The organism is Rickettsia tillamookensis (genome assembly GCF_016743795.2).
Lineage (GTDB): Bacteria > Pseudomonadota > Alphaproteobacteria > Rickettsiales > Rickettsiaceae > Rickettsia > Rickettsia tillamookensis.
The window spans coordinates 1136166-1159902 of sequence record NZ_CP060138.2 but is presented as its reverse complement, the minus strand read 5'-3'; the positions used below and the strand labels follow the sequence as shown (position 1 = coordinate 1159902).

Genomic DNA, 23737 nt, shown 5'->3' with positions numbered 1-23737 from the left:
GCAAGTTTATAAGTTCCCCAAGAAAAAGCCCTCTTTGAAAAAAGGGGGCTTTTTTTTATTCTTTCTTCGTGCCTACAGGTCTTGTTGCGTGGCTCAAAAACTACTCTATATTATCCCCGCGTGGCATTGCTCGCGTGGATACTGAAGGTCGTCATTGCGAGGAGCGAAAAGCCTTGTTGCATGGCTCGATTCCACCTTTGTCATCCCGTGATTTATTCACGGGATCCAGTTAAAAATACTAATAATATTAGTATTTTTAGTTGTTTTACTGGATACCGTGGACAAGCCACGGTATGACACCCAGCAAATTTCCTGAACCACGCAACAAGGCTGCAAACGTAGAGAGCTTGGCAATCTCGTCGAAATATCCTGAGATTGCTTCGTCAAAATTTTCAATTTTTCCTCGCAATGACGGATTTAACAATGACTCCTCGCAATGACGACTTTCAGTATCCACGTGGGCAATGCTATGCGAGAATGACATCACCTAATTTTCCACCCAGTGCAATATCTTCATTAACCTCAAATTTTTATTGACTTTTAGTCGAAAAGATATAAAGCTTTACAGCTAGAAATTTAAAATTAATAAATATTATGAAAAAATATATATTAGGGATTATTATGCTTCTAATAAGCGGAAGTATATTTGCTCAAAGTCAAATATCAAATTTAGTGGTACCGGTTAGTTATTTCATAAACCATATATCGCAATTGGAAAAACTAAAAGAAAATCTTAATAAATATAAGCAATCGAGTGTAGTAGGTATAAGCGGTATGGGTAAAACTCAGCTTGCTAGGATGTACGCTTATGAAAATAAAGAAAACTATAACATAATTTGGTTTATTGATTGTAATCTAAATATAGAGCAGCAATTACTCAAATTATCTAAAGCTATTAATACCGAGGTAAAATCACCGGTGATTTCAGAAGATATGGCAGTGATGAGGAAAGATTTAATAGCTTATCTAGCAAGTAAAGATAAATGGTTGTTGGTGTTTGATAATTTAAAAATAGGTGAGAATAAGAAAATAGAAGATTTTATTAATTGGGAATATAACGGTAATATTATAGTTTGTTCTCAAGATGATGAATTATTATCTAATATAATCAAAGCAAATGCTTTCACTAAGCCGGAAACTGCATTACTTGCAAAAAATATATTGGAAAATAAAAATCCGGAATTAATAAATTTTTTGACTCAAGAATTTGGAGGATATCCGATTCTCGTAGTTCAAGGAGCACAAATATTAAATCAAGTACAAGGTTTGAACTTAGAGGAATATAAGAAAAAGATAAAAGCCTCTAAGGATAAAATTGAGCTAAATATAAAACTTGTTAGCAATGAATTAAAGCCTAGTGCTAAAAGATTACTAGATGGGATAGCACTGCTTAATAATCAAAGTTTTTCAAAAGAATTATTAAATTCTATTACTGAAGATAAGAACAGTCTAGATGATGATATTTATCAGCTTTCTAAATTTGCTTTGATCTCTAATATTGAACCTAATGAAGTTAATCCGATATTTGAAATGCATGATGTTATAGATGAAAAAATATTACAAATAAATGGAGATAAAGGAAATAAAGAATATCTTGAACTTAGTGTTACTAATCTTTTAAATTCTATACCTAAAAGTTTAGTAAAGGGGCGTATTTTTAGAAATGCTAAAACTATATCGGATAATATTGAGATAATGACAAAAAATGCAGAAAAATACGATATATCAATATATAAAATTTTAGAGTTAAAATTAAATTTATTAATACAATATGCTAATTCTTCCGATTTATATAACTCAAAAAAATTAGTAAATTGGTTTGATAAAAACGATCAAAAAGGTAAATTTAAATTATGGACAATGAATAATGAAGAAAAATTTGCTTATGCTGCATATTTAGGACGCATAGGGTGGTATTATAGAACTTGGTCGGATCCTAAAAAAGCAATTGAATATGATACGAAAACTAAGCAGGTATTTGAGGAAGTAAAAGGATATGATTCCATAAAATGTAATGTAGTTTTCGGTTCGGCTATATCCAATATTCAGCTAGGAAATCTAGAGGAAGCAGAAAAAAATATCCAAATTATGGAAGCTATGTTCGATCAAAATCTAGTAGATCAAACTGATATAGCAACTATATATTATGCAAAAGCTAAATTATTTAATATCCAGGGTAAAAATTATGAAGCATTAAGAAGAATTGATGATACTATAAATGCTTGTATTGAAAACGGCATGAAACCTCAAGATTTATTTCTTACCGGTTCATATCTAATTAAAGTAGATGTATTAAATAATCTTAAGAAATATCAGGAAGCTTTTTCTTTATTAGAACAAGTATATGATATGAATAAATCGAATAAAAAAGAGGAAAATCAAGTATTTGGACGAATTTTTACCCAAAAATCAAGAGCAAAGCTAGGACTTGGTGATGTTACCGAAGCTCTAGAATATGCCAAAAAAGCTAAAGCAATTTTCTTTAATGATACAACTAGACCTAATAAAGAGATTATTATATCACCGGATATAGATTTGGCAAAAACGTTTGTTGCTGAAGGGGATGCACTAGTATTACTTAATCAAAATGAGGAGGCGGTAGATGCTTATGCTACTGCTGAAAATATATATTGGAATAACTATAAAGAAAATATGAAAAATGTGTATGAAATAAGTAATATGTATTTTGTAGCCGCTAAAGCTAGCTGTACTTTACCTAAGAAATTTTGGTATGAAAAATTCCGTAATAATCAGATAGAAAAATTTGGAGCTGATCATCCGAATAGTATAAAAATTTTAAACCTTAAATGTGATGGTTCAAATTAGCTAGAATTTTTTCTGATTAGTGCAATAAAAAAGCCGAAAGCGGTAAGAATAATTCCAAGCCAAATAAAGCTCATCATTGGCTTATAATATATTTTAGCATGAATTATATCGCCGTCTATATTACTTAAAACTGCATAAAGATCATATAATAAGTAAGAATATATATCACTTTCTTGCGATAAGCTCTTCTCAACTATATAAAGCCTATTTTCCGGCTTTAATATAGTTATATTACGGCTATTATCCTCAAGCCAAAATTCAGCGATTTGTCTATAATAATTTTTACCTTGAGCAAACTTAATATTTTGCAATGTTACTTTAAATTCGTTAAATGTTTTACTTGTTCCTACTCTGCCGGTAAAATCCATTTCGCTTTGCAATAATGAGTTCAGGGTAATACTAAAAGCAATTAGTGCAAAACCAAAATGCCCAAGTATCATGCTAGCAGCACTTGCTTTAAGTCTGTTTCTAAAATAATTAGTTTTAATCAAAAGATAATGAACATTATGAAGCATCAAAAATATGGATGCGATTATAGTTAAAATCGATATAACACTAAATGTTAATTTTAATGATATTAAATAAGTAATTATTAGAGATAATATTAGAATTATAATATGTTTTTTAATAGAGCTTCTGGTAGTAAATAATCCTATAGTACAAAGAATAGGGATAACGAATATAATGAAATTATTAATGAAGAATGTCTCATTAATAATAATTGGTTTATCGTCAAATAAAGAGTAAATTGGTGGATAAAGCGTGGCGGCTATTAGTACGATAAGGCTAAGGAGGAAGGATATATTGCCTAAGAATATCCCGTTTCCACAATTCGTCATTGCGAAGCCACGAAAGTGGCTGCAGCAATCTCGGCTAGTTTCCTGAGATTGCTTCGTCGATGCTAATGCACCTCCTCGCAATGACGTTGTAGTATACAACCCTATACTTCCAATACTCAAAATCAAAAATATCCCAAGTAAGTATATTCCTCTCTCAGGTGAGAATGCAAAAGAGTGAATTGAGGTAATAAAACCTGATCGTACTAAAAAAGTGCTAAATATTACGAGCAAAAAAGTAACAATTGATAAGATTATCGTCCAGTTATGCAAGGGGACTATACGGTTTGTTTTGGTAGTAACTATTATAGAATGATGTAGCATAATTCCGGATAACCAAGGAAATAGTGAAATATTCTCTACCGGATCGAAAAACCAAAATCCACCCCAGCCGAGTTCTCTATAGGCCCACCAAGAACCTAGGCTAATTCCGATGGTCGTAAATAAAATACCGATATTTGAAAATGTTTTGAGGAGATGCAACGTGTCATCCCGTGGCTTGTCCACGGGATCTAGTAATAAAAAATACAAAAAGCTCGATTTATCTCGCTTTATGCTGGATCCCGTGGACAAGCCACGGGATGATACCAACTTCGTACAAACAATAGTAAAAGGCACTACATAGCTGACATAGCCTAAATAAAGCAGAGGTGGATGGATGCTTAAAGCAATATCTTGTAGCATAGGGTTTAAGCCAAGTCCCTCTTTAGGTACAAAAGAAAATACATTAAAAGGGTTGGAGGTAAAATAAATAAAGCTGCTAAAAAATAGTTGTATGGCTGATAGAATAATAATAGATAAAAATTTAAGACGGTTATCTTCAAGTAAAAATATATAACAGCAACTAACGATTTGTAATAAACAAAACCATAATAACATTGAGCCTTCGTGGCTCGACCAACTACCGGCTATTTTATATATTAAAGGTTTTAAAGTACTGGAATTTAAGAAAACATTTTGTAGTGAAAAGTCAGAAATAATAAAAGCATAGACTAGGGCAAAAAAGGCAAGTATAGAACATAAAGCGGCTGTGTAGAAATAAATGTCATTCCCGCGAAAGCGAGAATCTAGAAAAAATAATTTTACTATTGTTAAAGAAGTTAATTTTTTATATGTTATACTGGCTTCCCGCCTACGCGGGAATGACAATAGTATCGACATCCCGCTTAAGCACATCGTTGTTAGCAGTAAAAAATTACCGATTTCACTCACTGCTTATTGTTTCCTCGGTAGTAGGTAATACAGTAATTTTTACACTGTCAATCTTATTGGCAATTTTCTTTAAAATTATTATTTTAAAGTTAAATATTTCGATTACCTCTCCTTGATTTGGAATTCTAGCAATTTTATGGATTATTAATCCTGCTATAGTGTTTGCATCCTCATCCGATAAATTCCAATCAAGTTCTCGGTTAATATCTCTAATAGTCGTAGTTCCTTTTATAATGAACTCGGTATTAGACTTCTTAATAATTTCATTATTAAGTCTATCATGTTCATCGGTAATAGGTCCTACGATTTCTTCTATAACATCTTCAAGAGTAATAATTCCCTGTAAATCACCATATTCATCTACAACACAAGCAAAATGATTGTTACGTTCTCTAAATGCGTGTAGCTGGTCTACTACAAGTGCGTTCTCAGGGATAAACCAAGGTGGAGTTAGAAGTTTATTAATATCAACTTTTTTTGCATCATTATTATTTTCGTATAATGCTTTAAGTAAATCTTTTAGATTGAGAATCCCTATTATATTATCTCTATTATCTTGCCATAAAGGTATACGTGTATGAGCACCCGATAATAAAGTTTTAATTATCACTTCATGAGGTAGGTCGATATTAAGGGCTATAATACTACTTCTGTGAGTCATAATTTCCGATACCGTCATATTACGTATATCTAATATCCCGCCGAGCATATTACGATCGGATTTATAAACTCCGCCTTCTTGGTGGTAATGCTCAATCACGCCTCTTACTTCTTCCGTTCCTGATATTTGAGGATTTAAATTAATACGAAATATGAAGCAAAATATTTTTGTAATATAATCAAGAGCAATATTAATAGGTTTGAAAAGCTTTAAAAATATTACGATAGTTGAAGCCATTTTTAATGCTAATTGTTCAGGCTTAGCAACGGCTATTGCTTTCGGTACTACTTCGGCAAAAACAATAATTATAAAAGCCATAACGCCGGAAGCAACTAACGGTCCGTTATCTCCGAGAAAGCTAATAAAGAGAGTAGTAGCAATAGTGGTACAAACAGTATTGATTAAACTATTACCTATTAGTAAAGTTCCTATGACCTTTTCTTTTTTCTTAAGAACCTCTAAAACTGTTTTAGCACGCTTATTACCGGCGATTTTAAGCTTATGAATCTTCCCCGGCGAGGAGGCGGTAATAGCAGTTTCGGTAGCAGCAAATAAAGCAGATAAGGCAATCATTATTATAATAACGATCACAAGTATGGTAGTCATTTTTGTTAAATATAAATTAACTATAAATAATTATATTAGGAATTAGAAATTTTGCCTAATGTTTTTTTAATAGACCTATTCGGAAACTCACTTCTAGAGGTAATTTGTACGTCGATCCGGTACTTGAATCCTCACGTGCTAAAGTGTACGCTGCGGTTCGAGTTGAAGTGTCTCCTTCAAATTTCTCTATAAGGTGAGTTTTCGAATAGGTCTAATTTTTAAAGTGAGGCGAGTATATATTATCTCTTCTCATAAGAACCTAGCGTCTTATCGATGAATCATTTTTTCTCTGACTAATCATATTTTGAAATTTATTACTTGATTGTTGTAAAGGATTCGCCTTGACTTGACTCGTCACTTCCCTAGCTTGCTGTTTATTTCTAACGAGCTGTGCATGCTTTGCTCTTAACTCTGGTCCTTTATTTAGTGCTTCACTTTCAGTAAGAATAGGCTGACCGTTAGCTTTTCTAATCATAGTCTCTACGGAATAAGGACCACAATCAAAATTATTATTTTGCTGCTTGATTTGTTCATCAATAACAAGCGGAGGTCTTTTATTTTCAAATGCTTTATTTATTGTATCAGGTAATATATTATTATTACTACCTATAGGATGCCCGAAAGAATCATTAAAAGTTATAATAGTTTGATTATCTTCTTTACTATGAGTCATAAATAAGTTACACCAATGTCCGGTACCCATCTCTATCGGTATCACTGCACATTCTTTCCCATTTTCTTGTATATCTTTAGTAGCTCTATTTAAAATATCCGTGTTAATTTTTTGTTTGGATTCTGCTTCTTTTAATAGTGCATTACTCTGTTTTGCACGTTCCGCATCCCCGGTAGAGTAATTATTTTTTCTCTAGCCTCAAGGTCTTTTAAAACGTTGTTTCGTTCTACTTCCGGAGCATCTTTAAACATTGCTTTTGTCTCTTGAATTTCTGCTAAGGCTCTTTCTTTCTCTTCACCTTTTATAGTAAGATCTCTAAGCATTTCTTCCTTAACTACTGTATTTGCTAAAGTTATGGCCGGTTGTATTGAAACTTTTTTGTCATCTAACGCTGCTGTCAAGATATTTACAATATCATTTTCAGTATACCAATATTTAGGTTTTTTTATGTTATTGAGATCTTTTTGTGAAAGATCATATTTAAAATCATTAATATTAATATTATTACTTGGATTATCATGGTGCAAAGTAGTACTAGCAGCCCTCATCGCTTTATAGTCTTGCTCCGTCATACCAAATGGCTTATCTTGCTGCTTTTGACTCGAGCTTGAATCTATAACCGGAGAGCTTTTAGAAATGTGTTGCTCCGGTTGAGTTATAGAAGGGGCAGCAGCTACTTGCTGTTCTTGCGTCATTGCTTCCGTAGTTGGAGTTGTTGATTCTTGAGTTTTAGGTTCTTCTTTTTTGCCGAATATTGTTTCTTTAAAACTAGTTACTATATCTTTAAAATAGTTAAAAACTCTTCTAAAAAAACCTTGCTGTTGTGGTTGATTTTCTTGTAGAGGTTCATATGATGTTGTTTGTTCTTTTTGTATATCCTCAGTTCTATCTTTCATAACTTTCTTTGTATTAAAATTAAAGTCAATAGGATTTACCTCAGCTTTACCTAAATCTTTTTGAAATTGCCTAGATATTTGTGATACATATTTTTTAAAATTTTCAGCAGCGTTATTTGGATCTTTTAAAATTTCATTAATTTCAAGTTTCAATCCATAAATTTGATCTTCAGAGGTAATACCGAATTTAGCAGTTATAAGATTCGTTGCTTCATCCGTAGAGATAGGCCACGTTTCTATAATTACTCTACCACCTTGATTTTTAGCTGTTTTTATTAGTTTATCTAATTTTGCTTTGTCAGGTATCGTACTGGAGAGCAACTGGTCAATTTCACGATCATATACAAGATTGTTAAAAACAGATGTTACTAAACTTATATCCGTAATTGTAGTGGTTTTATCTTTTGGTACTATACCATCGGCTATAGCTAAATTTTGATCCGCTTCATTTGTGAAAAAAACATGATCAACTTTTTCCATAATTTGCTTCCAATAAGCTTCTAGCTCAGGATTTTGGGTTAATGAATTATATTGATCAAAAGTAATAGTAGTTTTTATATTTAAATTTTGTGAATTAATTAAATCTTGTACCCGAAAAATTGGTTTTGCATTATTATTAAGTTGAATGTTAAAAATCGGTGTTTTGCCCTCTTTGCGGGATTTTTCTAAGATTTCCGAAAAAATACGTTCTTTATCGGATATATGTGATTCTTTATTAACTTGAAGCGGGATAATAGGTAGTTTATTTTGAGCTTCCTGATTGTTTATTCTTTCTAATATCTGATCTTTATTGCCAAGTAAAAGAGTAAATATAATAGGCTCAGCCATTACTAACCTTTATTAAAAGAATATTAGGTTCTGTGAAAATTTCTAATTGATTGACTATTTTGGGATATTTTTTAGCGAAAATTAATAAGATTTTTGATAGGATGTTATTCATATTTCAAAAAAATCTTATAATTTGCAGCAAAAAAGAGCCAAAATTAAATCTTTTTAGAAATTTTCACAGAATCTATATATAATTATTAAAATTTTTGAGCTTTAAATCAAGCTATATTTAATAATCCGTGCTTTAGCTTATATAATTTATCCATTTTATGTGCTAACTCATGGTTATGTGTTACCATAATAACTGCGGTATTTTGTTCTCTTGCTACTTTTAAAAATAAATTAAATACTTCATTTGTGGTTTTAGGGTCTAAATTACCTGTCGGTTCATCAGCTAAAATAATTTTCGGCTTATTAATTAAGCTCCGAGCTATAGCAACTCGCTGCTGTTCTCCTCCCGATAATTCTCCAGGCATATTATAGAGTTTTTTCCCAAGTCCTAAATCATCTAATATCTTTGTTGCATCTTCTATTGCTTCTTTTTGATCCAGACCGCTAATAAGCCTTGGCATAATAACATTTTCAAGAGCGGTAAAATCTTTAAGTAAGTGATGTTGTTGATAGATAAAACCTAAATAATGAAGACGAATGAGATGATATTTTTGATACTTGCTATTTGGTATGATGACTTGACCGTTTGTAGGTTTATCAAGCAAGCCGGCAATATGTAGTAAAGTCGATTTGCCGCTACCTGAAGAACCTATTATAGCGATTAATTCACCATCATTAACCGTTAAATTAAGATCATCGAGTACTCTAACAATAGTTTTGCCTTGGCTGTAATGTTTTGAGATGTTTTTTAGAATGAGGACTGTATTATTCATATCTTAGGGCATCCACGGGATTTAATTTTGAGGCTCTATAAGAAGGATAAATTGTCGCAAGAAAACACAATATTATAGATAAAGAGGTAATTAAAATAATATCCTCAGCTCTTACTTTTGAAGGTAAACTATAAAGAAAATAAATAGCTGCCTCGAAAATTTTAGTACCGGTTATACGCTCCAAATAATTCTTGATAGTTTGAATATTATAAGAGAAAGTAATACCAAGGATTACACCTAGTATTGTGCCAAGTAATCCTATAAACATTCCGTTATAGATAAAAATAAGCATTATTTGTTTAGTGCTTGCTCCCATAGTTCTAAGAATTGCAATATCTGAAGTTTTATCTTTAACAAGCATAAATAAGCTTGAAATAATATTAAAGGCGGCAACCGTAATAATTAAAGATAGAATAGTAAACATAGCCGTACGCTCGACAGCAAGGGCACTTAAAAATTGTGAATTTAAGGTTTGCCAATTAAATACGTATAGGTTTGGACCTAATAATGATTGTATTTTATATGAATATGCAAGAGCTTTATCGGGGTCTAGACTATTAATTTCGATTAAATTAATATCGTCGCCGAGAGATAAGAAATTTTGTGCTGCGGTAAGCGGCATTAATATCGTTGTCAAATCATAATCATACATACCGCTATTGAAAATTGCGATAATTTTAAATTCTTTTGATCTTGGCATACTGCCAAAGGCGGTAGAAACTGAATTTGGTGAAATTAATCTAATCTTATCCCCAATTGTTACGCCTAAATTACTTGCTAATTGTTCTCCGAGTGCTATTACGTTTTTGCCGTGAAAATCATCAAAACTACCGAAATTTACATTTTTAAAAATTTCATTTCTTAAACTTAGATCCTTTAATTTCATACCTTTAACAAGCACGCCGCTATTATTACTTTTACCAAGAGCCAAAGCTTGACCGTGAGCGATGAATGTTACATGCTTTACATAATCTTGTTTTAGGAGTTTAGCTTTAATTTCTTCATAGTTATCAATACTACCGCCTTGCCGATTTATCACTATATCCCCGTTTAAGCCGATAATATTTTTAGTAAGCTCTATATGAAAACCGTTCATAACAGACATGACTACTATCAATGCTGCAACGCCGATCATTACGCCTACTAAAGAAAAGGCAGAAATAATAGAAACAAATTTTTCGTTTTTCTTAGCTCTAAAATATCTGAAAGCTATCTTGAAAATAAAATTGTTATTGATCATTTTTGTTCATTGTCATCCCGTGGCTTGACCACGGGATCCAGTAAAAAGTTATTAGTATTTTATGCTATATTTCTGGACCCCGTGGTCAAGCCACGGGGTGACAGAGTAGGCTATGACGGTTATGTTATCTACACTCTATCAGAAATCTCAAAGACTTTATCGTACTTAAATAATTTAGGTAATGTTATTAACCCAAATAGCGTAACAATGGATATAGTAATGCCAAGAGGGGTAAAAGTACCGTTATATAAAAATCCTACTAATTGCAGCCCAAATGCCGTTAAAATCAATCTAGCCGCAGTAAACATAGCCGTCATACGAGCTTTACCGTCCGGAATAGCTTCTAAAAGCAATGGCCATAATATGTTAATCGGATATATCACGCCAAGAGATAATAATAAAGTAACTATTGTTATAGTTAAAGGATTATTAATATTATATATAACTAATATGCTATTTCCTAGTAGGAATAGTATTATAAATATAACTCCAAAATAGAAGCAATTTCTAATACCGAATTTTTTAAAACAATAACCGCTTGAAAAGCTCATAATTGAGAATAGAGCCGCCATTGCTCCTTGATAAAGTCCGAAATATTCTAAAGTTACACCTAAATCTTGCATATATAAAATAGGAGCAATCCCAATAAATATCCAATATCCTTGTGCAAGAAATATCATTGTAAGTATATAATATATAGCTTTTGGCGATTTGAAGATAGGTATATATTCTTTTAAGGAAATACGTATTTTTTTATTAACTTTTCTTTTCGGAATAAATAATATACCAAGAATTAGACTAATCAAACCTACTATAAGCAATAAAACAAAATTACCACGCCAGCCCCAAAATAAATTGACGTAGCTACCTATAACCGGTGCTATTGCCATAGAAAGGGCAATAGTGCCGTTTAAAATGCCCATTAATCTTTGCTGCTCTTGTACTGAATAAATATCGGCAAGAACAACATATACTAGCACTGCAACCGATGATATCCCGCATCCTTGCAAAAATCTTCCAAATAATATAGCTTCATAATTATTTGCAAATACACAAAATAAACTACCAAGATTAAAAATCAGTAAACCGAGTATAATAATCGGTCTGCGTCCGTACCTATCTCCTAAATTACCGACTATAAGCGAAGTAATACAATAAGCGGTTAGATTTACACCGAGTAGTAGTTCCGTCATAAAAGTTGAAAGGTTGAATGTATCTTGTATTTCAGGGAAGCTTGGAACGAATAAATCTATTTCCGCTCCAGCGAGTATTTCCATGATGATTACGGTAATAAGTAATTTCATAAGTAATTGTTAGTTTAATAAAGTGTGGTTGTATGGCTCTAATGTCATTCCTGCGAGGCGTTGCTGCGTGGATCCCACTCCGTCATTGCGAGGAAAATTACGTAGTAATTGACGAAGCAATCCAGTAAAAAAATGTTAAAATTAGCATTTTTTGCTAATTTTTCTGGATTGCCGCACGAACGATGTTCGTTCGCAATGACGAAAAACCGAGCCCTGCTTCCGCAGGAATGACAATGTATTATTTTACTAAAGAAAGAATAAATGAATATTTATACTCGTCTAGCAATTTTTATTTATCAATGAGTATATACATGACACGATAACAGGAAGACTGAAAGGAAGTGAAAGCAGAAACTTTTAGTGATACATGTTAAGAATAATTATTCCTAACATATGGGACTATTAACAAAATAAATTTTAAAGCTAATTAAGTTTACTTTTGCTGTAAATTATAAAACTTTTTTGAAATAGTATTAACTATTCCTTCAAAAATCTTATTAATTTTCGCTAAAAATTCTTTTTAATTATCAATTAGAATTATTTTGTTAACAGTCCCCTATCAATTTTAAAAATCAATTAAAATATTACTGATTAATTCCTAAAGCTTGTTTTTGAGCATCGGTAGTATTTTCCATTACCCATTTTTGAACATCAGGACTTAGCATATTATACTGATCTGCTGTTAAACTAGCAACCCAAGCTTGTTGATTGTCAGTACTCATAGCTTGTATTTGGGTTGTTGTAACTGAAGCTGGGTCAGGCATTTGCATTGATGAAGCAAATACTGGGCTTGCGAAAGCTAGAATTAATAAAATCTTTAATAAATTTTTCATTTTGTAAACCTTTTTTGTTTTGTAATTACGATTATAACAAAGCCACGGCAGCTTTCAAGCTAAATTATATTTAATATTTAAATTTTTTTATACTACGGAGCTTTTATTGTAACAAATATATCAATTATCTACTTTATTGTCATTCCTAGCTCAGCATTATTGCGTGGATACCAAATCGTCATTGCGAGCGACCGTAGGGAGGGCGGCAATCTCATGAAGTAATAACAAACTCCTGAGATTGCTTCGTCGAATTACCTTGTAATTCTTCTCGCAATGACGGAAAACCGAGCCACGCAGGCAATACTTTTGCAGTAATGACATGCCCCTTTATACTGTTAACTGTTCTCTACAAATATTGCGATAGATTTCTGAGTTTTTAGATAAATCATTATGTGGTCCTTCAGCGACTACTCCTCCTTTATCTATCACTAAAATATAATCAGCTGATTCTATACTACTAATTCGATGGGCAATTGATATAATAATTTTCCCTTTCATTATTTCTTTTATAGATTCTAGTAATTTCTGTTCGCTCATCGTATCTAAAGCACTCATTGCTTCGTCAAGAAGTAAGATTTGTGGTTTACGTAATAATGCTCTAGCAATAGCTATCCTTTGTTTTTGTCCTCCTGATAATCTAACTCCTCTCTCACCGATTTTAGCATTGATACCGTCATGAAGTTTAGCAGCAAATTCTTCTATTCCCGTAATTTTTATTATCTCATTTATTTCGTCTTCGCTTGCTTGCGTATTACCGAATATAATATTGGACCTTATAGTGCCGGAAAAAATGTTAGCTTCTTGGGGAACATAGGCAATTAATTTACGAATTTCAGTAGGATTTAAAAGAGTTATATCTTGATTGTTAATAAGGATAGTGCCGCTTTCTTGTCGGTAAAAACGCAACAGTAACTGCATCAAGGTACTTTTACCTCCGCCTGATTTACCTACAATACCAATAAATTTATCGGCGTTTATATTCAAAGACATATTATTAATAATCCTTAAATTAGGTCTTGAATGATAGGTAAAATCAACATTTTTAAATTCTATCGAGATTGGACCTAGATTATTTAATTCTAAATAATTATTATGTGCTATAGGCGTCTTATCTATAATTGTAATTATTCTCTCAAGGGCTGTAACAGGCAAATGTATTTCGCTTAATAGTTCGAAAATACCGCCGCTACTAAAGCCGGCAATAATAGCATAATAAATAAACGAGATAATTTGACCGGCAGATAAATTCCCTTTAACTATATCCGAAGCTCCAATCCAAACAACTAAAGTAATTGCAAGAAATATAATTGCTATTGAAATCGCAAAGAATAAAGCACGAATTTTTAAACGGGTTTTGCAGTATGTTAAATAGTTTTGTAGTTTAGTATCAAAATCGGTAATTTTATTTGTTTGATTGTTAAAAGCATAGATAGCTCTAATATTATTAAAAGTTTCATCAATATCCGATGCTAAAAGTGATTTAGATTCCAAGGCTTTTTTAGATAAAGCCTTAACATGCTTGCCGAATTTAATTAAAGGAATTAATAAGATAGGAATGGTAATAATTACTATAGAAGCGAGTTTAAAGCTTTCAAAAAACATTAAAGTAACGCCGCCAATTAGCATCACTGAATTGCGAATAAAAAAAGATAAGAAATTAACTATGAGAGTAGATATTTGATCTATATCATTTGTTAGGCGTGAAATTATATCGCCGATTTTTAGTTCTTCAAACTCTTCAATTTCATAATTAATTAAATTACTATAAGCTTCTTTTCTTATTTGATTAACTGCCTTTTCAGCAACATTATTGATAAAATATGAACGGAAAAAACTAGCAATACTTAAAATTATAATTAATAAACAAATATATAATATAGATTTATCAACCGATAAAATATGATCTTGGCTTAAGCCGTTATCAACTAAATTTCTAAAAACACTACCGATTAGTAATAATGAAGCTGATACGCTAAGTAAAGAGATCATAACGATGATCAAGTCTTTTTTATAGAACTTTAGATATTTAGCTAGTCTATATAAAAGTTTGATATCCATAAGAAAAACGTCATTGCGAGCGACTAAAAGGAGCGTGGCAATCTCAGGATGTTTGTACTAGATTGCCGCGTCGCTTCGCTCCTCGCAATGACGGCAATAAAACTAAAATATGGGGCGAGTGACGGGTTTCGAACCCGCGACCCTCAGAACCACAACCTGATGCTCTAACCAACTGAGCTACACCCGCCATAAATTAACAACGTAAATTTAGATTATCAGAAGGATTTAGTCAAGAATATTTATGACTATTTTAATGTCATTACGAGGAAATTACGAAGTAATTGACGAAGCAATTTCAGGATACTTGACGAGATTGCCACGCTCCTTTTAGTCGCTCGCAATGACGCCGAATCTATTTATACGAACTCACCTCGTGTTAATTTCATTATTTCATCGGTAGACATGTTGATGTACTCTTACCTGATAATTGTTGTATTAATTTTATATCTTTTGGATTAAAGTTTTTTTCTTTTTTAATTAAAAAAATGTCTTTGTTTTTAGTAGTAGCTTGTTCTTTAGGTAATATTTTCATAGTCATAAAAATTTCTATATAATTTCTATTTAATTATATTATAATTATTTTTATAAGTAATTAGTATATATAAATGAAAGAAGAAAAAAAAGCAGTTATTCTAGTTAGCGGCGGGGCAGATTCTGCTACGGTTCTTGCAATAGCAAGAGAAATGGGGTATGAAATTCATGCTATGAGTTTTAATTACGGACAACGTAATAATGCAGAACTTCGGAAAGTTAAGGAGCTTATAAAAGAATATAACGTCAAGCAGCATAAGATTGTTGGTATAGATTTACGAGCTTTCGGCGGTTCTGCTTTAACCGATAATAATATAGATGTTCCGCATTATCACGATGTAAACGAACTACCTGAAGATGTGCCGGTTACTTACGTGCCTGCTCGTAATACGATATTTTTAAGTTATGCACTAGGGTATGCAGAAGTAATAGGAGCAAAAGACATTTTTATAGGCGTGCATACAAGCGATTCGGCAAATTACCCTGATTGTCGTCCTGAATATATTAAATCTTTTGAAGAAATGGCGAATTTGGCAACCAATATAGGAAACAGAATTACCATTCATACTCCTTTAATTGATATGACAAAAGAGCAAATAATTAAAACAGGGCTGGAGCTTGGAGTAGATTATAAAAATACAATTTCATGTTACGACCCTACGGAGGATGATTTATCTTGTGGTAATTGCCTTGCTTGCATGATAAGACTCGATGCTTTTAAAAAGAATAATGTACAAGACCCGATTAATTATGTATGATAAATAGAGAATATTTATATGCTCCTTTTCCTGCACTTGATTTAAACGATATAGTTTTACGTGCGTTAGTCGAAGATGATGCACAAGATTATTTTAATTATATGAGTAAGTCAGAAATGGCTATTTATATAACTGATAGTAATAGACCTAAAGACTTAGAAGAAGCTAGAGAAGAAATACGTTATTGGTCTAGTTTATATAAAAATCATAGAAGCTTTTATTGGGGAATTGCCCTTAAAGACGATAATAAATTGATAGGTACAGCAGGGTTTAATATAATAAATCTAGAGCATCATAGAGCAGAAATAAGCTATGATCTAGATCCTAGTTTTTGGGGTCAAGGTATGATGTTAAAATCTATAAAAAATATATTAAAATTTGCTGATTATATTGGTATTATAAGAGTACAGGCAACAGTAATTACTGATAATTTTCGTTCAATTAATCTTCTTGAGAGATGTGGTTTTGCTAGGGAGGGAATCCTTAAAAAATACGAAATAGTTGCAAATGAGCATAAAGATTATTATATGTATGGTAGGATTGTATAGGGTGTTGTTGACCGTCATTGCGAGCGACTGCAAGGAGCGTAGCAATCTCATAAAATAATACTCCTGAGATTGCTTCGTCAAAACTTATAGTTTTTCCTCGCAATGACGATAATAAGAACTATTAAAATAAACATAAAAAAGAAAGTTAATGGTAGTAGAAGCTGATAAAAAAGAATTGATTTGTTCGTTTTGTAGTAAAAAACAACATGAAGTAAAAAAACTAATAGCAGGTCCTGCGGTATTTATTTGTGATGAATGTATAGATTTATGTACGGATATTATGAAAGAAGAAAGTAAAGTTGAGTTAAAGCAAATTACTTCTTCAATTCCAACGCCGCAAAAAATATGTGCAATTCTAAACGATTATGTAGTTGGGCAAGACCAAGCTAAAAAGATTTTAGCAGTAGCGGTTTATAACCATTATAAGAGACTTGAATATGTACAATCCGGCAATAATGACGTTGAGCTTAATAAGTCGAATATTTTACTAATTGGTCCTACCGGCTCAGGAAAAACTTTACTTGCTCAAACGCTTGCTAAAATTCTAGACGTACCTTTTACTATGGCAGATGCTACTTCTTTAACGGAAGCCGGTTATGTCGGTGAAGATGTTGAGAATATATTACTACGTTTATTGATAGCAGCTGAGTTTAATATAGCGAAAGCACAAAAAGGCATAATTTATATTGATGAAGTTGATAAAATTGCCCGTAAATCGGAAAACCCTTCCATTACTAGAGATGTGTCAGGAGAAGGCGTACAGCAGGCACTACTTAAAATTATGGAAGGAACAGTTGCTTCCGTGCCTCCTCAAGGCGGTAGGAAACACCCGCAACAAGATTTCGTACAGTTAGATACTTCAAATATCTTATTTATTTGCGGTGGTGCTTTTATGGGGATTGATAGCATTATAACCGCAAGAACTAATCATAGTTCTATAGGTTTTGCGGCTAACGTAAATATTGATAAAGAGAAAAATAATAGTGAGATTCTTAAATCTCTAGAAATCGAAGATTTAACTAAATTCGGCTTAATTCCGGAGTTTATCGGTAGGTTACCTATCGTTACGACTTTAGACGAGTTAGATAAAGAAGCTTTAATTACAATTCTAACTAAGCCTAAAAACGCCATAGTAAAGCAATATCAGAAACAATTCGAGCTTGATGATGCTGAGCTTGTAATTGACGATTCAGCTTTAGAAGCCATTGCCGAAAAAGCTCTAGCTAAAAAGACGGGAGCAAGGGGACTTCGTTCAATACTTGAACATCTTTTGCTTGATAGTATGTATAAAGTTGCTGAGCTAAAGAAACAACGCGTTACTATTACAAAAGAGGTAGTTAACGGCTTAGTAGAACCGATAATGACCTCTCTCATTTCTACAAAATCAAACAAAAAACAACCGATTATTGAAGATATACCGGCGTAAATATTGTTTCCTCTCTATGTAATTCTTACGGGCTTGCCTGCGTGTATCGAAAAACGCATTCGGTGTCATCACGTGGCTTGACCGGCGTTGTTGCATGGCTCGGTTTTCCCGTCATTGCGAGAAGAATTACATAGTAATTCGACGAAGCAATCCAGTAAAAAATTGCGTAAATCAGAATTTTTTTATTATTTTTCTGGATTGCCACGTCGCTTCGCTCCTCGCAATGACGGTTTTGATATCTACGCAACAATGCCACGCGGGAATGACATAAACGAGCCATGCAACAACACCGGCTTGACCATAGGACAACACTAATTTAGGATAAAATTTATCCTAAACTAATGTTATAATGGTTTAAATACCATTAAGAAAAAAATAATAATCAAACTGATAAATGCTGGCCAGCCTAGGTAGAACCATAATTTAAATAATTTATAATATTTTTCCGGTAGGGGAGTTCGCTGTTTTAATGCTTCAAATGCCATATTTCGTAGTTGAATTTGAATCCATACCACCGGAAGCCAACAACTACCGGCGATTATGTATCCGATATAAGTTAAGATAAGCCATAAATCAGAATAATTATAGCCAAGCATATTTACTAATATTATGCCGCTAACTGGTTGAATTATCACAGTTGGAGTAGTAAAAAGAAGATCAGCTATAACTGTAGTGCGAGCTGCGTATGCCTTTGCATTCAAGTCGCCGGTTTTATTTGCCCACCACATAAAAAAAGCAGTACCGATTCCAGTACCAAATAAAATGGTAGAGCTAATAATATGAATAGTTTTTATAAAAAGATAATCCATTATTTATCTCGTTCTATAGCCATTAATACTAAAGTAAGTAATATTATTGGAATATTTTTAAATATCGGACCAAGCGGATCTAGCCATAATATTGGCTTAAGATATGTTAATAGTAGAGTATAAGCTAATATTAATAAAATTTGTAAACTACATATCTTACTTATTTTATTTTTGATAATTAGTAGAATTCCAAGAATAATATCTGTAAAGCAACTTCCATATAATATATAAGGTGCTATTTGTTTGTCAAATCCTAGTGATATTATAATTTGCATACTAGCATCATAAGCAAAAATGCTTGAAATAATTCCTGTCATTATCCAAAATAGCCCTAAGACAATTTTTATTATAGGTTTTAAAAAATAGAGCCTAGCGTGCCATATGGATTGTACGGTTAAAGGTTCGGTTGCAAGACCTTGTTGCAAGTTTCTAGGGATTATAGAAGTAAAATCGATAAAATCTTTTTTATCAGCAATATTAGGTTGAAGTAACATATTATACGCAGTAGAATTAATAGGTCCTATTTTTAGAAAATCCCCTAATTTAGCTGCTATTTTAATGAATATTAGAGGAATTTTAATTAGTCTTCCAGGATTAACTCCAAGCCATCTTCTAAATCCAAGCAAGATATCCTTCATGGTAATTATGTCTGGTCCAACTATTTTTAATAATTTGTGGATTTTTCCTTCCCTTTCTATACAGTGAATAATTACTTTCGTTAAATCATCAATATGAATAGGTTGAAATTGTTGTAAACCATCGCCTATTAAAGGAATAAAATACGGTAATGTTGCAAGAGCCCTAAATAGTGAGGTACCACCGTAACAACCGCTTGCGTAAACAAGAGATGGCTGTAAAATTACCCAATCTATATTTTCTAATGTTTGTAAATATGCTTCAGTTGCTTTTTTAGTTAAAGCATAAGCTGTATTTTTTTCCTCATCTATTCCAAGAGCTGAAATATGAATAATTCTTTTTACATTAGTAAGGGTGCAAGCCTTAAATAGAGCCTTTGGACCATTGACATGAACATTTTCAATATTATTAGCATGACTAGACGTTAATATACCTGATACATTAATAACTATATCTATGTTATTTAATCTATTTATCCAGCTTTGTGGGGTTAGGTCTATATTAAAATCACAATATATCACTTCTGCAGTAGGGAATTTTTTCCTGGTAGATTCAACATCTCTAACACAGCATATTACTTCATAATTATTCTTTAATAATTCAGCGGTAATATATGATCCAATAAAGCCGTTAGCTCCTGTTACTAGTATTCTCATTATAATATAGACGATTTAGGTACTGACATTTTTTATATCATTAATCAAATCCTGTTGCAAATAGAAGATAAAAAAGGATATGTTATGTACATAACTATTATTTTTTAGTTAAAAATTTTTGTACCCCAATACTCTTCTCTCTTATCATAAATCGGCGTTGCCCGTGTGTGATTTTAATGTTATCTCATAATAAAATAATTAAAAATTATAAATAATTACATATAAAAGATTTGAATAAATATTAAGAGATTTTTATATTTTTTATTTTAACTTTAATATTTATTTAATTGAAATTATGAGTAATAAACTAGAAGTAATAATAAAATATTATAATGATATATCAAATTTAGGCGTAAGATTATGGAAAACTACTACAGCACTTGCTAGTTTTAATTTAGGTGAGGTATTGAAAATATGGTTCTGTGATAAAAATTTTAAAGATTTAACGCTACTCGATCAAAGTTTTATTTATACTCAATATTTAGAAACAATGTTAAGTAAAGTAGCTGCTACCGGAAAGTATCAAGATGAGAATATAGGTCATTCTCAATGGAGCAATTGTTTTGAAGAGATAAATAATCGAGATCATTTTTTATGTATGAAGCTACAGGAGCTAATAGGAGTAGAAAACAAGAATATCATTGATTCTATGCTAGATAATATAGGGGATATAAATTTACTAGAGTTTAGCATCCTTGTTACTAAAGCCCAAGTATTTTTAAAAAATAATTTAGATCAATCTGAAAACTTGATTAAAGCAGCCAAAGAAATCGATGCTATGGCATATCCTCTGACGAGAGAGTATTTTTTATATCGCTATATAGCTAAAGCAATATTACTTACAAATACTTTAAATGTATCTTCCTCTTATGAAGCTGAGTTTAATATAGTAAAAAAAGCTTATTTAAATTTTGCAAATTATCTTAATTCATTAGAGCAAAGTCTTACTAGAATAGAAAAAGCTACTGATAAATATAATGAAGATCATAAAATTGCTTCTTGGTTAACTGAAAAATCAGATTTAGTTAGCAACCATTCAGGTAAAATAGCAGCTACTTATGCTGCTCTTATAGCCGGTGTAATTGCTTTACGTTCGTATGTAATTGATGAAGAGGATCCTTGGTATGAGTTATGTGCTTTACCGACCACTAGCCTTGCGATGCTACAAATTTTATTATCTTTTCCAGGTACGGTCTTATCAAATAGACAAACTAAAGAGATTAATAATAATATGTTTCAAGCATTAGAAAATAACAATGACAATGAAAATGCTGAAGATATTAAATTTTTATTTGATCACACTCCAAGCTTTGCTAATGATGCCGTAAATACAACTGCGATTTGTTTTAGATATGCTGCTAATTTAGGGTTACAGCCCGATTTATTAAATAATGATATTATTAATCGTATAATTGTATATACGGCTTTACGATGGTCTGCAGCTGCAGGAGTAGTAGAAGAACAAAGTAAAGTTACAAATTTTATGCAAAATAAATTAATTAAATTTTTGCATGATAAAATTGTACCGGCTTTAATTGAGAATAAGAAATTTACAGCTGAAGAAATTAAACCATATTTTCAGTTATTATATAAACATTCTGAAAAAGATAAGAATACGCAAATAAAACTTCAGGCAATATATAATAAACTTACCAATCAAGATATAGATTTTAACAATATTGAACCAGACATTAGTGCCTATCATGTATGGAAGAGTACTGCTATGTGTTCGGCAATAGCCACACTGATTTTAGATTATATCTGTTTTTATTTTCGTAATCCAGAATTAGAATTTTATGAAGATCCAATGTTTTATGCCTCTACTTCTGTTAAATTAATGCGTCTTGCTTCTTTATTAGTATCAACATATTGTGGCAATAAAGTTATAGAAAATATCACCGGCGAAAAATTAACTAATGATGTGTTTTTTCAAAAGTTTTACTATAATGATGCGGCAAGATTGACTGTAGCGATAGTACCTTTAATAATGTTTGAGTCTATTAAAGATTTAAAATTCTTAAGTCTTGCAACTTTAATAGATGTTTTAACAACTGCTATATCGGATTTAAATGTTGGTAAGGCAATTAGTAGTGCAGGTAAAAATATTGCTGAGAAAACCGCTACTACCCTTACTTGGCTTAATAAAATTGCCTCAGGCACAAACGATGATACAGTTATTGATATTGATGCTACAGAAGAAGTACCATGTCTAGGTTCTGTGGATATTTGATTAATTATGATTATTCTATTAAAAGTAGACAGAATCTAGTATAAAAAATTATAATATTACTAATTTCTTTTTTTAGAGTATTTATGCGTATTAAAAATAAATCGAAACTTGTGTTAATTTTTCCATTTATATTATTAGCAGTAATTTTACCAATATATTTGTTATTAGAAATTTATGATCTAGGAAAAAATGGTATATATCGCAAGGATCTATATCAGGGGCTTTATTATAATTTTTCGTCCCTTTCATTACAGAAACAGTTAGAAAAGTACAATTATACCGTACAGCTTCCTAAAAATCCAAATGTTCCTTACAGAATTGCAATACTATGCAGACATGATCGTTTGGCCTGTATGAGGATACAGCAAGCAGCGAATAATCTTGGGTGGGAATCATTATTTATTTCAATAAGCACTAATATGCATCCGATAGATATTTTTAGAATGTATAGTATAGTTAGACAATTTAATCCTGATTTTACTATATCCGCAGCTGATTTTGGTAAGGTTGGGGATATTAGACACTATTTTATTTTACATTTTCCTTGTCTGAGAAATAATGCTAAATATTTGATAGACATTGCTTTGGTTCCCTATTATTGTCCTAAACCTATTAAATCTGATGGATTGCTTGCTGTTACGGATTTTAAAAAAATTAATCAATATTATGAAGATATTTCCATACCTATAATTGATTTCAAGTTTTCACGACCTAAAACAGAGTTTATTAAAATTAATTATTCGAGGTTATTTATGTGTGGTTATAATTGGGATAATACTCGCTCTGGTCTCAAATATAAAAAGTTATATAAACTACTTGATAAACGTAAGGATGTAGACATGTATGGTCCTAGATCAGGTTGGTTACTGCTTAATTCCTATAGAGGATTTATACCTTATAACGATCAGTTATTTGTTGATACAATAAGAAAAAGCGGTATTGGTTTAGCATTGCATTCGGAAGATCATATTATGGAAAACTTTCCTTCCGGACGAGTTTTAGAACTTGTTAGTTCTTCAGCATTGGTAATTGTTGATGAAATGCCGTGGGCAAAAGAAACTTTTGGTGATAATATACTATATATAGAAACTTTAAACAAATCTCCTGAGGAAATATACTCTCAAATAAATCAACATTTAGAATGGATTAAGTCTCATCCTGAAGAAGCTTATGAAAAGGCAAAAAAAGCTCATCAGATTTATCTCGATAAATTTACTATGGAACAAATCCTTACAAACGTAGCTAATATGCATAATAATATTGTAAGCCGGGAGAATTAGGGGGGC

General features: G+C 31.7%; 18 protein-coding genes, 1 tRNA gene and 1 pseudogene. 6 read left to right on the top strand and 14 right to left on the bottom strand.

Translation table 11 applies throughout. The annotated features are described in order from the left end of the window. Positions 1-265 precede the first annotated feature (265 nt). Positions 266-424 (bottom strand): hypothetical protein, encoded by a 159-nt coding sequence (locus tag H6P87_RS05770; protein ID WP_202069065.1) that lies wholly within the window; start codon positions 422-424, stop codon positions 266-268. A gap of 170 nt (positions 425-594) precedes the next feature. Between H6P87_RS05770 and H6P87_RS05765 the strand changes: the two genes are divergently transcribed. Next, positions 595-2826, top strand: coding sequence for an ATP-binding protein (locus H6P87_RS05765; protein ID WP_246437850.1), 2232 nt, complete (start codon positions 595-597; stop codon positions 2824-2826). On the opposite strand, the gene H6P87_RS05760 is transcribed toward H6P87_RS05765, so the two are convergent. The 11 genes and pseudogenes from H6P87_RS05760 to H6P87_RS05705 all read right to left on the bottom strand — a co-directional run bounded on the left by H6P87_RS05760 (position 2823) and on the right by H6P87_RS05705 (position 15395). Then, on the bottom strand, positions 2823-4874 hold the full coding sequence (locus H6P87_RS05760) for a heme lyase CcmF/NrfE family subunit (RefSeq protein ID WP_202069063.1): 2052 nt from the start codon (positions 4872-4874) through the stop codon (positions 2823-2825). The two genes, H6P87_RS05765 and H6P87_RS05760, sit on opposite strands and share 4 nt — an antisense overlap. Beyond that, positions 4867-6141, bottom strand: coding sequence for an HlyC/CorC family transporter (locus H6P87_RS05755; protein ID WP_202069061.1), 1275 nt, complete (start codon positions 6139-6141; stop codon positions 4867-4869). Before H6P87_RS05755 ends, H6P87_RS05760 begins: the two co-directional genes overlap by 8 nt. A gap of 259 nt (positions 6142-6400) precedes the next feature. After that, positions 6401-6886: a Ulp1 family isopeptidase gene (locus tag H6P87_RS05745; RefSeq protein WP_246438121.1), complete on the bottom strand. Its 486-nt coding sequence runs from the start codon at positions 6884-6886 to the stop codon at positions 6401-6403. A 574-nt stretch (positions 6887-7460) separates the two neighbouring features. Further along, positions 7461-8538 (bottom strand): annotated as a pseudogene (locus H6P87_RS05740) (Ulp1 family isopeptidase); the annotation flags it as partial. A gap of 218 nt (positions 8539-8756) precedes the next feature. After that, positions 8757-9422, bottom strand: coding sequence for an ABC transporter ATP-binding protein (locus H6P87_RS05735; protein WP_202069059.1), 666 nt, complete (start codon positions 9420-9422; stop codon positions 8757-8759). Next, on the bottom strand, positions 9415-10662 hold the full coding sequence (locus H6P87_RS05730) for a lipoprotein-releasing ABC transporter permease subunit (protein ID WP_202069052.1): 1248 nt from the start codon (positions 10660-10662) through the stop codon (positions 9415-9417). Before H6P87_RS05730 ends, H6P87_RS05735 begins: the two co-directional genes overlap by 8 nt. Before the next feature lie 128 nt (positions 10663-10790). Beyond that, positions 10791-11966 carry a multidrug effflux MFS transporter gene (locus tag H6P87_RS05725; protein WP_202069045.1) on the bottom strand — a complete coding sequence of 392 codons (1176 nt, stop codon included), beginning with the start codon at positions 11964-11966 and terminating at the stop codon, positions 10791-10793. A gap of 584 nt (positions 11967-12550) precedes the next feature. After that, a complete protein-coding gene (locus H6P87_RS05720) occupies positions 12551-12799 on the bottom strand; it encodes a DUF2673 domain-containing protein (RefSeq protein WP_202069044.1) in 249 nt (82 codons plus the stop codon). A gap of 327 nt (positions 12800-13126) precedes the next feature. Further along, positions 13127-14857, bottom strand: a complete 1731-nt coding sequence (locus H6P87_RS05715; protein ID WP_202069043.1) for an ABC transporter ATP-binding protein — start codon at positions 14855-14857, stop codon at positions 13127-13129. A 110-nt stretch (positions 14858-14967) separates the two neighbouring features. Continuing rightward, positions 14968-15044: transfer RNA gene (locus H6P87_RS05710), tRNA-His, on the bottom strand. A gap of 198 nt (positions 15045-15242) precedes the next feature. Next, entirely contained in the window at positions 15243-15395 is a 153-nt protein-coding gene (locus H6P87_RS05705) for a hypothetical protein (protein ID WP_246437848.1), read from the bottom strand. A gap of 67 nt (positions 15396-15462) precedes the next feature. On the opposite strand from H6P87_RS05705, the gene queC reads away from it, so the two are divergent. The 3 genes from queC (at position 15463) to clpX (ending at position 18120) form a co-directional block, all read left to right on the top strand. Continuing rightward, complete coding sequence (queC, locus tag H6P87_RS05700; protein WP_202069038.1) at positions 15463-16146, top strand: 7-cyano-7-deazaguanine synthase QueC; 684 nt, start codon at positions 15463-15465, stop codon at positions 16144-16146. Beyond that, positions 16143-16694 carry a GNAT family N-acetyltransferase gene (locus H6P87_RS05695; protein ID WP_202069033.1) on the top strand — a complete coding sequence of 184 codons (552 nt, stop codon included), beginning with the start codon at positions 16143-16145 and terminating at the stop codon, positions 16692-16694. The genes queC and H6P87_RS05695 overlap by 4 nt, the downstream gene beginning before the upstream one ends. A gap of 148 nt (positions 16695-16842) precedes the next feature. Further along, positions 16843-18120: an ATP-dependent Clp protease ATP-binding subunit ClpX gene (gene clpX / locus H6P87_RS05690; RefSeq protein WP_202069031.1), complete on the top strand. Its 1278-nt coding sequence runs from the start codon at positions 16843-16845 to the stop codon at positions 18118-18120. A 344-nt stretch (positions 18121-18464) separates the two neighbouring features. Here the strand turns inward: clpX and H6P87_RS05685 are convergent, their stop codons facing one another. After that, positions 18465-18929 carry a DUF2269 family protein gene (locus tag H6P87_RS05685; protein ID WP_202069029.1) on the bottom strand — a complete coding sequence of 155 codons (465 nt, stop codon included), beginning with the start codon at positions 18927-18929 and terminating at the stop codon, positions 18465-18467. Further along, entirely contained in the window at positions 18929-20221 is a 1293-nt protein-coding gene (locus H6P87_RS05680) for an NAD(P)H-binding protein (protein ID WP_202069027.1), read from the bottom strand. The genes H6P87_RS05685 and H6P87_RS05680 overlap by 1 nt, the downstream gene beginning before the upstream one ends. A 295-nt stretch (positions 20222-20516) precedes the next feature. On the opposite strand from H6P87_RS05680, the gene H6P87_RS05675 reads away from it, so the two are divergent. Then, positions 20517-22451, top strand: coding sequence for a hypothetical protein (locus tag H6P87_RS05675; RefSeq protein ID WP_202069025.1), 1935 nt, complete (start codon positions 20517-20519; stop codon positions 22449-22451). Positions 22452-22534: 83 nt separating this feature from the next. Further along, positions 22535-23731, top strand: a complete 1197-nt coding sequence (locus H6P87_RS05670) for a glycosyltransferase family protein (protein WP_246437846.1) — start codon at positions 22535-22537, stop codon at positions 23729-23731. Positions 23732-23737 lie beyond the last annotated feature (6 nt).